At 38.7% G+C, this 15,116-nt stretch carries 11 protein-coding genes; all 11 read left to right on the top strand.

The window, feature by feature from the left end; translation table 11 throughout:
• Positions 1 to 290: 290 nt before the first annotated feature.
• The 11 genes from clpB to pknB are packed head-to-tail and all read left to right on the top strand — an operon-like array spanning position 291 to position 15,113.
• Positions 291 to 2,876 carry an ATP-dependent chaperone ClpB gene (gene clpB / locus ACYPXO_RS07900; protein WP_459640043.1) on the top strand — a complete coding sequence of 862 codons (2,586 nt, stop codon included), beginning with the start codon at positions 291 to 293 and terminating at the stop codon, positions 2,874 to 2,876.
• A gap of 1 nt (position 2,877) precedes the next feature.
• A complete protein-coding gene (locus ACYPXO_RS07895; RefSeq protein WP_459640042.1) occupies positions 2,878 to 4,074 on the top strand; it encodes a Y-family DNA polymerase in 1,197 nt (398 codons plus the stop codon).
• 19 nt (positions 4,075 to 4,093) lie between these two features.
• A complete protein-coding gene (locus ACYPXO_RS07890; protein WP_459640041.1) occupies positions 4,094 to 5,578 on the top strand; it encodes a UDP-N-acetylmuramoyl-L-alanyl-D-glutamate--2,6-diaminopimelate ligase in 1,485 nt (494 codons plus the stop codon).
• Positions 5,556 to 7,784 (top strand): replication restart helicase PriA, encoded by a 2,229-nt coding sequence (priA, locus tag ACYPXO_RS07885; RefSeq protein ID WP_459640040.1) that lies wholly within the window; start codon positions 5,556 to 5,558, stop codon positions 7,782 to 7,784. Before ACYPXO_RS07890 ends, priA begins: the two co-directional genes overlap by 23 nt.
• Positions 7,785 to 7,797: 13 nt before the next feature.
• On the top strand, positions 7,798 to 8,271 hold the full coding sequence (gene def / locus ACYPXO_RS07880) for a peptide deformylase (protein WP_459640039.1): 474 nt from the start codon (positions 7,798 to 7,800) through the stop codon (positions 8,269 to 8,271).
• A gap of 1 nt (position 8,272) precedes the next feature.
• Positions 8,273 to 9,202, top strand: coding sequence for a methionyl-tRNA formyltransferase (fmt, locus tag ACYPXO_RS07875; protein WP_459640038.1), 930 nt, complete (start codon positions 8,273 to 8,275; stop codon positions 9,200 to 9,202).
• Positions 9,203 to 9,228: 26 nt separating this feature from the next.
• Positions 9,229 to 9,936: a zinc metallopeptidase gene (locus ACYPXO_RS07870; RefSeq protein ID WP_459640037.1), complete on the top strand. Its 708-nt coding sequence runs from the start codon at positions 9,229 to 9,231 to the stop codon at positions 9,934 to 9,936.
• Positions 9,929 to 11,278 carry a 16S rRNA (cytosine(967)-C(5))-methyltransferase RsmB gene (rsmB, locus tag ACYPXO_RS07865; protein ID WP_459640036.1) on the top strand — a complete coding sequence of 450 codons (1,350 nt, stop codon included), beginning with the start codon at positions 9,929 to 9,931 and terminating at the stop codon, positions 11,276 to 11,278. Before ACYPXO_RS07870 ends, rsmB begins: the two co-directional genes overlap by 8 nt.
• Before the next feature lies 1 nt (position 11,279).
• Complete coding sequence (gene rlmN, locus ACYPXO_RS07860) at positions 11,280 to 12,323, top strand: dual-specificity RNA methyltransferase RlmN (protein WP_459640035.1); 1,044 nt, start codon at positions 11,280 to 11,282, stop codon at positions 12,321 to 12,323.
• 10 nt (positions 12,324 to 12,333) lie between these two features.
• Positions 12,334 to 13,074, top strand: coding sequence for a Stp1/IreP family PP2C-type Ser/Thr phosphatase (locus ACYPXO_RS07855; RefSeq protein ID WP_459640034.1), 741 nt, complete (start codon positions 12,334 to 12,336; stop codon positions 13,072 to 13,074).
• On the top strand, positions 13,071 to 15,113 hold the full coding sequence (pknB, locus tag ACYPXO_RS07850; RefSeq protein ID WP_459640045.1) for a Stk1 family PASTA domain-containing Ser/Thr kinase: 2,043 nt from the start codon (positions 13,071 to 13,073) through the stop codon (positions 15,111 to 15,113). The genes ACYPXO_RS07855 and pknB overlap by 4 nt, the downstream gene beginning before the upstream one ends.
• The last annotated feature ends 3 nt before the right edge of the window (positions 15,114 to 15,116 follow it).

Genomic DNA, 15,116 nt, shown 5'->3' with positions numbered 1-15,116 from the left:
AATCTTGACATAGGACCAACTTGGTTTACTGTGATCAAAATGGTAAATATGTAAAATGTCTTATGAAAGTTATAATTTTAAGCAGTTAGTTTTGGGGTAACGGATTTTTTGATTAAAATTGGTGTCAAAACAGAAAAAATCACAATTTCAAAAGGAATAAGATACTGCAAACCATTGATTTTAAAGGGTTTGCAAAAAAATAACAAAAATATTAGCACTCAACACTTGACATTGCTAACAACAAATGTTATACATAATATAGAACAAACAAAAAAGAGGAGGAGTGACATATGAATATAAACAAATTTACACAGAAATCATTGCAGGCAGTGCAGGGATGTGAAAAGGTTGCTTATGATTACGGCAATCAGGAAGTGGAACAGGAACATTTATTGTACTCTCTTCTTACACAGGAAGATAGTTTGATTTTAAAATTACTGGAAAAGATGAACATACAGAAAGAATTATTTATCAATCGTGTGGAAGAAGCCCTCAGAAAAAGGGTGAAGGTACAGGGCGGTCAGATTTATATCGGTCAGGATTTGAATAAAGTTCTTATCCATTCAGATGATGAAGCGACACAGATGGGAGATGAATATGTTTCTGTAGAGCATATTTTTCTTTCCTTATTAAAATATCCAAATAGAGAAATGAAAGAAATTTTTAAAGCGTTTGGAATTACGAGAGAGTTGTTTTTACAGGCGCTCTCTACGGTAAGGGGTAATCAGAGAGTGACAAGCGATAACCCTGAGGCAACTTATGATACGTTGAATAAATACGGAACAGATTTGGTGGAGCGTGCAAGGGAACAGAAATTAGATCCTGTTATCGGGCGAGATGCAGAGATAAGAAATGTTATCCGTATTCTTTCCCGTAAGACAAAAAACAATCCGGTATTAATCGGAGAACCGGGAGTAGGTAAGACAGCAGCTGTTGAGGGATTGGCACAGCGTATTGTTCGTGGAGATGTGCCGGAAGGATTGAAAAATAAAACAATTTTTGCACTTGATATGGGTGCATTAGTTGCGGGAGCAAAATATCGGGGTGAGTTTGAAGAAAGATTGAAGGCGGTACTGGAAGAGGTAAAGAACAGTGACGGAAAGATTATCCTTTTCATTGATGAATTGCATACAATCGTAGGAGCAGGTAAAACTGACGGTGCAATGGATGCCGGAAATATGTTGAAGCCGATGCTTGCAAGAGGTGAGTTACACTGTATTGGTGCGACAACTTTGGATGAGTATAGACAATATATTGAAAAAGATGCTGCACTGGAAAGAAGATTTCAGCCGGTTATGGTGGAAGAACCGACTGTTGAAGATGCCATTTCCATTTTGCGTGGATTGAAGGAAAGATATGAAGTATTTCATGGTGTGAAGATTACAGATGGTGCGTTAGTATCGGCAGCAGTATTATCAAACAGATATATTTCCGACCGTTTTCTTCCGGATAAAGCGATTGACTTAGTAGATGAGGCTTGTGCTTTAATTAAGACGGAGTTAGATTCCATGCCGACAGAATTAGATGAACTGAGAAGACGTATTATGCAGTTAGAGATTGAGGAGGCTGCCTTAAAGAAAGAAAATGATAGGTTAAGTCAGGACAGACTTGTCAATTTACAGAAAGAACTGGGAGAACTCCGTGATGAATTTGCGGGTAAGAAAGCACAGTGGGATAATGAGAAGGCTTCCGTAGAAAAGGTACAGAAAATCCGTGAGGAAATGGAACGTTTGAATAAAGATATTCAAAAGGCACAGCGTTCTTATGATTTAGAGAAAGCAGCTGAATTGCAGTACGGAAAACTGCCGCAGTTACAAAAGCAACTTGCTGAGGAAGAAGACAAGGTAAAAGCAAGAGAATTGACTCTTGTTCATGAAAGTGTAACAGACGAAGAAATTGCGAAGATTATTTCCAGATGGACAGGCATACCGGTTGCTAAATTAAATGAAAGTGAAAGAAATAAAACACTTCATTTGGAAGAAGAACTTCATAAACGTGTTATTGGACAGGATGAAGGAGTTACAAAAGTAACAGAGGCAATTATCCGTTCTAAAGCGGGTATCAAAGACCCGAGCAAACCAATCGGTTCATTTCTGTTTTTAGGACCTACAGGTGTAGGTAAAACAGAACTTGCAAAGGCTCTTGCAGAAAGTTTGTTTGATGATGAGAATAATATGGTCAGAATTGACATGAGTGAGTACATGGAGAAATATTCCGTATCCAGATTAATCGGAGCACCTCCGGGATATGTAGGATATGACGAGGGTGGACAGTTGACAGAAGCCGTAAGGAGAAAACCATATTCGGTTGTTCTGTTTGATGAGATAGAAAAGGCACATCCGGATGTATTTAACGTATTGTTGCAAGTACTTGATGACGGACGTATTACAGATTCACAGGGAAGAACAGTGGACTTCAAAAACACAATTTTGATTATGACATCAAACATCGGTTCTGCCTATCTGTTGGACGGAATTGATGATAATGGAAATATTCAAAAAGAAAGTGAAGAATTGGTTATGAGAGATTTGCGTAATCACTTCAGACCGGAGTTTTTGAACCGTTTGGACGAAACGATTATGTTTAAACCGTTGACGAAATCGAATATTTGTGACATCATTGACTTATTGGTAAAAGACATTAATCATCGATTAGAGGAGAAAGAGATTTCTATTGAACTAACGCAGGAAGCAAAGACAATGATTACGGAAAGAGGATATGAAGCGATGTACGGCGCAAGACCGCTTAAGAGGTATTTGCAGAAACACGTAGAAACCCTTGCGGCAAAACTTATTTTGGCGGATAAGGTAAGGAGTCAGGATACAATTTTAATCGATGTGGAAAACAATGAATTGAGAGCAAGTGTAAGAGGATAAGATGGCACAGATTATTTTTCATATTGATGTAAATTCAGCCTATTTAAGTTGGACAGCGGTAGAAAAATTAAAACAGGGAGCAGAAACAGATTTGAGGGAAGTTCCTGCCATTATCGGTGGGAATCAGGAGTCAAGACATGGTGTTGTTTTGGCGAAGTCTGTTCCTGCTAAAAGATATGGCATTCGCACAGGAGAACCTGTTGCGAATGCCTTTCGTAAGTGTCCGAATTTAGTTATGGAACCACCGGACCATAAAATGTATAGTATATATAGTAAGAAACTAATGGAGTTTTTAAGAGAATACACATCAGATATTGAGCAGGTAAGTGTTGACGAGTGTTATATGGATTTTACGGGAATTGCATATAAATATAATTCTCCTGTGGATGCGGCATTGGAAATCAAAAATAAAATATGGGATACTTTTGGATTTTCAGTAAATATCGGTATTTCAACAAATAAACTGCTGGCAAAAATGGCATCAGATTTTGAAAAGCCGAATCGTGTCCATACACTTTTTCCAGAGGAAATAGAAGCGAAGATGTGGCCGCTTCCTGTATCAAGTCTTTATATGGCAGGAAGGGCGAGTGTGGAGGTTTTAAAGAAACTTGAAATAAAAACGATAGGTGAACTTGCAAAAACAAATCCACGCATATTGGAATTACACCTGAAAAGTCATGGAAAAATGCTCTGGGAGTTTGCGAACGGAATTGATACGACAAAGGTGCAGTCGGAAGAAACTGCAGCAAAAGGAATTGGAAACTCTACAACACTGGCAAAGGATGTTGTTGATAAAGAGGAGGCAAAAGAAGTTCTTCTTTGGCTTTCTGAAAGTGTTGGTAAAAGACTTAGAAAAGCAGGGCAGAAGGCACAGATGATCAGTGTGGAAATTAAATACTATAACTTCCAAAGTGTTTCTCATCAAAAGCAGATGAGAAAAGCGGTGTATGAAGATAAAAGTTTGTATGATAATGCCTGTATACTTTTTGATGAACTGTGGAATGGTGAACCGATAAGGCTTCTGGGCATTCGCACATCTAAGTTAGTGGAGGAAACGGCACCGGAGCAATTGAGTATATTTGATATACAAATGGAAAAACCGAAAGATGAAAAACATAGAAAATTAGATAAAGCACTGGATGAGATACGAAAACGTTTTGGAGAAGACGCCGTAAAACGCGGAATATTTCTAAAATAGTAAGGAAAGGCAGTGTATTATGAAACTGACAAATCTGCTGCAACCGATAAAATACAGTATACGACAGGGAAATGACGAGTTGGAGATTGAGAAGGTAACTCATAATTCAAGAGAAGTGGAAAAAAATACATTGTTTGTCTGTATAAAAGGTGCGGTGACAGATGGGGCATTTTATGTCCGAGAAGCAGTGGAAAAAGGTGCGGTTGCTATTTTATCAGACAGAGAGATAGAAGTACCAAAAGAAATCACGTTGATTTTAGTGGAAAACGTAAGAAAAACTCTGGCGAAAGTAGCAGCCGTTTTTTATGGTGAGCCATCTAAGGAAATGTTTATGATAGGCATTACGGGAACAAAAGGGAAAACGACGACAGCCTATATGATTTACCATATTTTAAAGAATGCGGGATATAAAGTCGGACTTATCGGGACGATTGAAGTACGCATAGGAGAAAAAAGCATACCCTCTAAAAATACATCTCCTGAATCCACAGATATACAATGTTTCTTGAGAGAGATGGCTTTGGCTGGATGTGATGTGGCAGTTATGGAAGTTTCCTCGCAAGGATTGAAATTGCACCGAACGGATGAGGTTCAGTTTGATATTGGTGTATTTACTAATTTAGGAAAAGATCATATCAGTAAATTTGAGCATAAAGATTTTGAGGAATATAAAAACTGCAAGGCAAAGTTATTTACGCAGAGTAAGGTAGGAATTGCCAATATGGAGAGTTCATATTGGGAAGAAATGTTTCGCTATTCTAACTGTGAAGTGGAAACGGTTGGATTTTCACCAAAGGCGGATTACTGTGCGACAGATGAAAAAGTAATAAAAAGGGATGGTAAATTGGGGATACAATATTGCCTTACAGGGAAAATATTTGGAAAAATCAGTTTATCTATGGCAGGCAGATTTAACATTTATAATTCACTATGTGCCATAGCGGTCTGCAAAAGGGTTGGTGTTTCCTTTGATATAATGAGGGAGTCCTTGGAAGAAATGCAGGTGAAGGGAAGAGTAGAGCAGATATGTACAGGTAAGGGGACGATTATTCTTATAGACTATGCCCACAATGCTATGAGTTTACAAAGTATTTTAGAAATGGTACACTCATATCATCCCCGTCATATTATCTGCATCTTTGGCTGTGGTGGAAATAGGGCAAAAGAACGCAGATATGAGATGGGAAAGGTGTCGGGAGTATTGGCGGATTTTACGATTATTACTTCTGATAATCCAAGATATGAGAACCCTTTTCAGATTATGAGTGAAATCAGAGAAGGGGTGGATGCAGGTAACGGCAATTATTTGGAAATCTGCAATCGTATGGAAGCCATCCGTTATGGGATAAAGCGAGCGGGGGCAGATGATATTATTGTGCTTGCAGGAAAAGGGCATGAAGAATATCAGGAAATTGAAGGAATGAAATACCGTATGACAGACAGAGAAATGGTATGTGAAATTATAGATGAGGAAAAGAAAAATGTATGCAGACATTATCATTGACATTGCACACGAGAGTGTAGACAGAGTATTTCAATATATTGTTCCAACGCAACTGGAAGGAAGGGTAAAGGAGGGCATGGAAGTCCTCGTTCCTTTTGGTGTGGGAAATAAGGAGAAAAAGGGCTATATTGTAGGTTTCTCCGAAAAATGTAATTATGACTGCAGTAAGATGAAAGAAATACATGACATTTCTGATAAGGCAGTGCAGATAGAAGGAAGGCTTGTAGTGCTTGCGGGTTGGATAAAAGAAAATTATGGCGGGACAATGATACAGGCACTGAAAACCGTTCTTCCGGTCAAACAGAAAAGTCGGGCAAAAATAAACAGGACAATCAGGCTTCTTTTAAATGAGAAAGAAACGGAACAAAAATTGGAAGAATTTTTGCATAAGAATATGAAGGCGAGGGCGAGAGTGCTGGCAGAACTTATGGATAATAAAGAATTGCCGGAGAGTCTTGTTGTAAAGAAGTTAAATGTTTCCCGAAATGTTATAAAAGTGCTGGAGGAACAACATATTTTGTCTGTGGAGTCGGAGCGTGTATATCGAAATCCGATTAAGCATACGAATACAAAAGAGATTTCTTTTACTTACACAGAGGAACAGGAAAATGCCATAAGACAATTTGAGAAAGACTATTGTAGCGGAGTGCGGAAAACTTACCTCATTCACGGAATTACAGGCAGTGGTAAAACGGAAGTGTACATGGAAATGATTGAGAAAATCGTAGGAGAAGGAAAACAGGCGATTTTTCTTATTCCGGAGATTTCTCTCACTTATCAGACGGTTATGCGGTTTTATAGGAGGTTTGGCGATAGGGTGTCCATTATGAATTCACGATTGTCAGACGGAGAAAAATATGACCAGATGATGCGTGCTAAAAATGGAGAGATTGATGTGATGATCGGTCCGCGTTCGGCACTTTTTACTCCATTTAAAAATCTTGGATTGATTGTCATTGACGAGGAACATGAGGCAACTTATAAAAGTGAGCAAATTCCAAGATACCATGCAAGAGAAACTGCAAGAAAGAGAGCCGAAATGGAGGGGGCGAGTGTTGTTCTTGGTTCAGCGACTCCATCGGTTGATTCCTATTATAAAGCACTCTGCGGAGAGTATACGCTGTTGGAATTAAGAAGCAGAGCGACGGGGCAAAATCTTCCGGAAATGTATACCGTAGATTTGCGGGAGGAATTGAAGAAAGGCAATCGCTCAATTATAAGCGATAAACTGCGAAGTCTGATGGAAGAAAGGTTAGAGAAAAAGGAGCAGATTATTTTATTTATTAACCGAAGGGGATATGCGGGATTTGTTTCCTGCCGTTCCTGCGGTTATGTAGCAAAATGTCCTCATTGTGATGTAGCACTATCCGCTCATAAAAATGGCAAACTGGTCTGTCATTATTGTGGTTACGAAGAACCGATGCAGATAACCTGTCCTGAATGTAAATCCCGACATATCGGAGGATTCAGGGCGGGAACACAGCAGATCGAGGAAATTGTAGCAAAGGAATTTCCAACTGCAAAGGTTTTGCGTATGGATATGGATACGACAAAGGAGAAAGACGGACATGAGAAAATTTTGTCAGCATTCGCAAATGAAGAAGCAGATATTTTGATTGGAACACAGATGATTGTAAAGGGGCATGACTTTCCGAACGTAACTTTAGTCGGCATATTAGCAGCAGATTTGTCGCTTTATGCAAATGATTATAGGGCGGGAGAGAGGACGTTCCAATTGCTGACGCAGGCAGGCGGTCGTGCCGGACGCGGAGAGAAGAAAGGTGAAGTGGTTATTCAGACATACAGTCCTGAACATTATTGTATTCAGACAGCGGCAAAACAGGATTATGAAGCATTTTATGAGGCTGAGATGAATTATCGGGAATTAATGGGGTATCCTCCGGCAGAGCAACTCCTTGCAATATATATGACGAGCGAAGATGAACAGTTACTGAAGAGAGGAGCATTTTTTCTAAAAGAGTATGCGGATAGAGTAAATAAGCGAAAAGAATATCAGATTATCGGTCCTGTAAGTCCTTATGTAGAAAAAATAAATGATGTTTACAGAAAATTAATTTATATAAAACAGGAAAGATATGATATGCTAATAGATATGAAAGATTTTTTAGAAAAGTATATTGAGATGAATTCCGGATTTCAAAGAATAAAAATTCAATTTGATTTTAATCCGGTAAATGTATTTTAGAAGGGAGCAGACAATGGCTATTAGAGAAATCAGAAAAATAGGTGATGAGGTTTTAACAAAGAGATGTAAAGAAGTGAAAACAATTACACCGAGAACAGTGGAACTAATTGATGATATGTTTGACACAATGTATGACGAGATGGGCGTCGGTCTTGCAGCATCACAGGTAGGTATTTTAAAGAGAATTGTTACGATTGATGTAGGGGAAGGACCGATTCTTCTTATCAATCCGGAGATTATCGAAACAAGCGGAGAACAGACAGGTGACGAAGGTTGTCTTAGTGTTCCGGGAAAAGCGGGTCAGGTAACAAGACCGTTCTATGCAAAAGTAAGAGCGTGTGATATTGATATGCAGCCTTTTGAGATAGAAGGGGAAGGACTTCTTGCGAGAGCATTCTGCCATGAAATTGATCATTTGGAAGGAAAGTTATATGTGGACAAGGTAGAAGGCGAACTTCATGACGTTTCCTATGAGGAGGAAGAGTAAGATGAAAGTAATTTTTATGGGAACACCGGATTTTTCTGTTGGAACTTTGGAAGAACTTATTCGTGCAGGGCATGAAGTAGTGCTGGCAGTTACACAGCCGGATAAGCCTAAGGGACGAGGAAAAGAAATGCAGTTTACTCCGGTTAAGGAAGTTGCGTTGAAGCATGGTATACCTGTATTTCAGCCAAAGAAAATTCGTGACGCTGAAAGTATAGAAGAGTTAAGAAAATATCCGGCAGATGTTATGGTTGTCGTTGCTTTCGGGCAGATTGTGCCAAAAGAAATTTTGGAGATGACACCGTATGGATGTATTAATGTACACGCATCTCTTCTTCCGAAATATCGTGGGGCAGCACCAATTCAGTGGTCTATTATTGATGGAGAAAGTGTTACGGGTGTAACAACGATGCAGATGGACGAAGGGCTGGATACGGGAGATATGCTTCTTAAGACAGAAGTGCCGATTTTACCAAAAGAAACCGGCGGAAGTCTTCATGATAAACTGGCAGAAGCAGGGGCAAAACTTTGCGTGGATACGCTGAAAGCGTTGGAAGAAAAGACGATTGTGGGAGAAAAGCAGGGAGAAACTCCTACAGCGTATGCGAGAATGCTGGATAAAAAGTTAGGAAATATTGATTGGAGTACTGGGGCAGAAGAAATCGAAAGATTAATTCGAGGACTAAATCCGTGGCCAAGTGCATATACTATGTGGGAAGATAAAGTGATGAAAATTTGGGAAGCGGAAGTTTTTGAAGGTGAAGAGGAAAGTGAATCGGGAACAATTGTGAAAGTAGAAAAGGACGGATTTTTCGTGCAGACGGGAAAAGGACTTTTAAAAATAACGCAGTTGCAAATTCCGGGAAAGAAGAGAATGGATGCGGGGGCATTTTTAAGAGGATATTCCATAAAAGAACAGACAAAATTAGGATAGTCTAGAAAGTAGAGGTAGTAATTATTATGTATTATCCAATGTATTTTGACCCGACATATGTTTTAATTATTGTGGGAATGATAATCAGTCTTATCGCATCGGCACGTGTGAAAAGCACATTTTCAAAATATCAGCGTGTGGCAAATCATTCCGGTATGACAGGAAGGGATGCGGCAGAGAGAATTTTACACAATGCTAATATATATGATGTGCGAATTGAGAGAGTGTCAGGGCATTTGACAGACCACTATGATCCGAGAAATAAAGTGCTTCGTTTATCAGACAGCACATATCAATCAGCATCAGTGTCAGCTGTAGGTGTTGCGGCACATGAGTGCGGACATGCTATTCAACATGCAACGGGATATGCTCCGTTACGATTCAGAGGAGCATTAGTACCTGTGGCAAATTTTGGAGCAACAATTGCATGGCCGTTAATTTTGTTAGGATTTTTTATTACGGGTCGTTCATCAGATTTATTTATTCATTTAGGAATTATAGCATTTTCTCTTTCCGTACTGTTTCAACTTGTTACGCTTCCGGTAGAATTTAATGCGTCAAGACGTGCAGTGAGAATTTTAGGAAGCAGCGGAATGTTGTATCAGAATGAAGTGGCTGACACGAAAAAGGTATTGGATGCGGCGGCGTTGACTTATGTGGCAAGTGCGGCAGCGTCTATTTTACAGTTAGTCCGTATTCTTTTGATTGCAGGAGGAAGAAGGGGAGATGACTAAACAGATTAGTGAAAGAGAAATCATTTTAGGAATTTTACTTGAGATTACAAAAGAAGGCGGATACAGCCACATTGTTCTTAGAAATACGATGGAGAAATATCAATATTTGGATAAAAAAGAACGTGCCTTTATTACAAGGGTCGTGGAGGGAACGCTGGAACATTTGATAGAGATAGATTATATTATTAATCGGTTTTCAAAAGTAAAGGTAAATAAAATGAAACCGGTCATCCGCACGATTATTAGGAACTCTGTCTATCAGATAAAATATATGGACAGTGTTCCTAATTCTGCTGTTTGTAACGAGGCAGTCAAATTGGCGGAAAAGAAAGGGTTTTTCCAATTAAAAGGATTTGTGAACGGAGTGTTACGGAATATTGACAGAAATGTAAGCAATATTCAATACCCCGATAAAAAGAATATGATAGAATATATGTCGGTAAAATATTCTATGCCGATTTGGATATTAAGAGAATGGGAAAAATCTTATGATTGGTCAACAATAGAGAAAATGCTGAAAGGATTTCTTTTGGAAAAAGGAACAACTATCCGCTGCAATCTCCATAAGATTTCTAAAGAAGACTTGATGAAGAAACTGGCAGAGGAAAATGTGCAGGTGAAAGAACATCCTTATCTTCCATATGCACTGGAAATTTCGGGATATAATTATCTTGGCGATTTGGAAAGTTTTAGGGAAGGCGATTTTCAGGTACAGGATATCAGTTCCATGCTTGTTTCGGAGATTGCGAATACGAAAGAAAATGATTATGTTATTGACGTCTGCTCTGCGCCGGGTGGAAAGGCACTACATATGGCAGACAAACTGTGTGGAACAGGTTTGGTAGAAGCGAGAGATTTGACGGAGTACAAAGTAAATCTGATAGAAGATAATATTGAGCGTTCTGGAATGGAGAATATCCGTGCGGTGCAGCAGGATGCGCTGATCTATGATGAGGCATCTAAGGAAAAAGCAGATATTGTTCTTGCGGATTTGCCATGTTCAGGTCTTGGCGTTTTGGGTAAAAAGACCGATATTAAATATAAGATGACAAGAGAAACTCAAAAAGAACTAAGAGAATTACAGAAAAAAATCTTGTCAGTTGCGCAGAATTATGTGAAATCGGGAGGAACACTCGTATATAGTACCTGTACAATTAATGAAGAAGAAAATATGGAAAATGTACGATGGTTTTTACAGCAGTATCCGGAATACAGTTCAGTTTCTGTAGAGGACAGTCTTTGTGAAGAATTAAAACTGTCTGTACGAGAAGGCTGTCTTCAATTGCTTCCGGGAATACATGACAGTGATGGATTTTTTATAGCGAAGTTCAGAAAGGATTAGCATGGAAAAGAAAGATATTCGCTCTTATACACCAGAAGAGTTAAAGAAAGAAATGGAAAGCATAGGTGAAAAGGCTTTCCGAAGCAAACAGATATACAGTTGGTTACATGAGAAACTGTCGGATTCTTTTGATGAGATGACAAACTTATCAAAGGTATTGAGAGAAAAACTGGAGCGGGATTATGAAATTTATCCGGTGAAAATGGTAGAAAGACAGGTTTCTAAAATGGACGGAACAAATAAGTTTTTGTTCGCCCTGCGGGATAATCATGTAGTGGAAAGTGTATTGATGCGTTACAAACATGGTAATTCCGTCTGCATATCTTCTCAGGTAGGCTGCCGTATGGGATGTAGATTTTGTGCATCTACTTTGGACGGGCTTGCAAGAAATTTAACACCGTCAGAAATGTTGGGACAGATTTATCAGATACAGAAAATTTCGGGAGAACGCGTTTCTAATATTGTTATTATGGGAACGGGAGAACCTTTAGATAACTATGATAATTTTGTCCAGTTTATCAAATTAATCAGCAATGAAAACGGATTACATATCAGTCAGAGAAATATTACTGTATCTACCTGTGGGATTGTTCCGAACATGAAACGCCTTGCGGAAGAAAATTTTCAGATTACATTGGCTCTTTCACTTCATGGTTCAACACAGGAAAAGAGAAAAGAATTGATGCCGGTGGCAAACAAATATGACCTAAAAGAAGTATTGGAAGCATGTGATTATTACTTTGACAAGACGGGAAGAAGAATTACTTTTGAGTACAGTCTTGTACAGGGAGTAAATGACAGGGAAGAAGATGCAAGAGAATTGATAACTATTTTAAAACCGAGAAACTGTCACTTAAATCTTATTCCGGTAAATCCGATTAAGGAGAGAAATTTTGAAAAACCGACACGGCAGAATGCGGAAAAATTCAAAAATAAACTTGAAAAAAGTGGAATAAATGTTACTATAAGAAGAGAAATGGGCTCAGATATTGACGGGGCCTGTGGACAACTTCGAAGACGCTATTCGGAGGAAAGTAAAATATAAGGAGAAGTTTATGAAGACATTTTCATTGACGGACATAGGCAGAAAGCGTGAAGTAAATCAAGATTATGTATATGTAACAGATAAACCTGTCGGTCACATTCCGAATTTGTTTGTTGTAGCAGACGGTATGGGCGGTCATAAGGCAGGAGATTTTGCGTCAAAATATGCAGTGCAGGTTTTAGAAGAACATATTAGAAACAATTCGGGAATGGGGCCGGAGGTGATTATTACTGAGGCTGTTCAGGAAGCCAACCGCAAAATTGTGGAAAAGGCGAGAGAGAATACCGAAATGGAAGGAATGGGTACAACTTTAGTAGTTGCAACGATTATTGAGCATACACTGTATTTTGCCAATGTCGGAGATAGCAGACTGTATTTAATCAGAGATGAGATAAAACAGTTGTCGAAGGATCATTCGCTCGTGGAAGAAATGGTTCGTTTAGGGGGAATAAATGAAGAAGAAGCGAAACATCATCCGGATAAAAATATTATCACAAGAGCAATCGGGGCGAAGGATGATGTAGAAGTAGATTTCTTTGAATATCGTTTGCAGAAAGGCGATGTTATTTTAATGTGTACAGACGGCCTGACCAATATGGTGGATGACGATGAGATTTTCAGAATTGTCAAAGGCGGAAGAGATATTGTTGAAACTGCAATGCAATTAGTAGAAAAAGCAAATGAGAACGGCGGAAAGGACAATATTGGAATTGTGCTTGTCGAACCATTTGTGTGTGAGGTGAATGTATAATGAAAGATGGAATTTTTATAGGGGATCGCTATGAAGTGCTGAGTAAAGTCGGCTCGGGCGGAATGGCAGACGTATACAAAGGAAAAGACCATAAATTAAACCGTTTTGTAGCAATTAAAATTTTGAAGAAGGAATACAGAGAGGACGAACTTTTTGTAAGAAAATTTCAATCTGAAGCACAGGCGGCAGCAGGGCTTATGCATCCTAACATTGTAAATGTATACGATGTAGGTGAGGAAAGCGGATTATACTACATGGTAATGGAACTTGTGGAAGGGATCACTCTAAAAGATTATATTACAAAGAAGGGCGTTTTGTCGCCGAAAGAAGTAATCAGTATTGCTATTCAAGTTGCAAATGGAATTGAGGCGGCACATTTACACAATATTGTCCACAGAGATATTAAACCGCAGAACATTATGATTTCCAAAGAAGGAAAAGTAAAGGTAACGGATTTTGGTATCGCAAAAGCGACATCATCCAATACAATCAGTACAAATGCGCTCGGATCTGTACATTACACTTCGCCGGAACAGGCAAGAGGTGGTTTCAGCGATTTTAAGAGTGATATTTATTCTCTCGGTATTACGATGTATGAGATGGTAACAGGACATCTTCCATTTGATGGGGACACGGCGGTTTCTATTGCAATTAAACATTTGCAGGAAGAAATCACACCTCCGTCAGAATATGTAGAAGACATTCCGTTTAGTTTAGAGCAGATTATTTTGAAATGTACGCAGAAAAGTGCGGACAGAAGATATCCGGATATTGCATCTTTAAAAGAAGACTTAAAGCACTCACTTGTAGATCCTGATGGGGATTTTGTTGTTATAGGACCTATGCGTGTGATGGATGAAACAGTAATGTTTAATCCTGATGACGTTCGCAAAGCAAAAAGAGATATGACGTACGATGAGGATGATTTCTCAGAAGACGACTATGACGATGATGATTTTGACGATTTTGAGGACGATGATGATTACGATAGAAAAGGTCGCAAAAAGAACGGCGATGTAAATCCTAAAATGGCAAAAATGATGAAGATACTGACAATTGTAGCAGTTGTTATCATTGTATTTATTGTTGTATTTATTGTTGGAAAAGCGACAGGACTTTTAAAATTCGGTCCGTCTATCAATTTGGAAGAGGATGCGGATAAAAATGCAAAAGTGAAAGTGCCGGATTTAAGAGGAATGACAGAAGATGAAGCTGAAAAAGTTTTAAAAGGCAAAAAATACGAAATGAAATTAGTTGTGGAGTCAGAAGAAGAATCAACAACATATGAAAAAGGTCAGATTATCAGACAGACTCCGGGAGCAAATAAAGAAGCAAAGAAAAAATCTGTAGTTAAAGTTGTAATCAGTTCAGGTAAAAAAGAAGAAACAAAGTCTGTTCCGGATGTGTCGGGAAAAGACCAGAGTGAAGCATTGAGAATATTAAAAGAAGCGGGATTTACAAATGTAAAAGTAGATACTTCAAGATTTGAAACAAGTTCTGAATATGAACAAGATGAAGTTATCAGAACAGAACCTTCCGCTAACTCGGAAGTAGCATTAGATGAAGAAATTAATCTGATTGTAAGTCTTGGTGAGGATAAACCTGAAGTTCCAAATGTTATCGGTATGACACAGGCAAGTGCAGTTTCTGCTTTAAAAGCGAAAGGGCTTGAAGTTTCTGTAGAGGAAGATTACCATGACAGTACGGAAAAAGGAAAAGTATTTTACCAGAGCAAACGAGCAGGTTCTCGTGTAACAGAGGGAAGCACAATTATAATCCGTGTAAGTAAAGGAAAGAAACAGGTAGAAGTTACTGTTCCTGATATTATCGGAAAATCAAAAACATATGCAAAAAATATTTTGGAATCCCAGCAGTTAGGTTACAGAGAAGTATATAAAGACAGTGATTTGCCGAAAGATACGGTTATTTCCTGTGATCCGGGTTCAGGTAAGAATGTTGTTCAGGGAACAATGATTACGGTTTATATCAGCAAAGGACCTGTAACAGATGGCACTACAGGGACAGAGTCAGATAATTAGCAG

It is taken from the genome of Faecalimonas canis (assembly GCF_054601575.1).
This window is presented reverse-complemented; position numbering and strand designations above follow the sequence as displayed.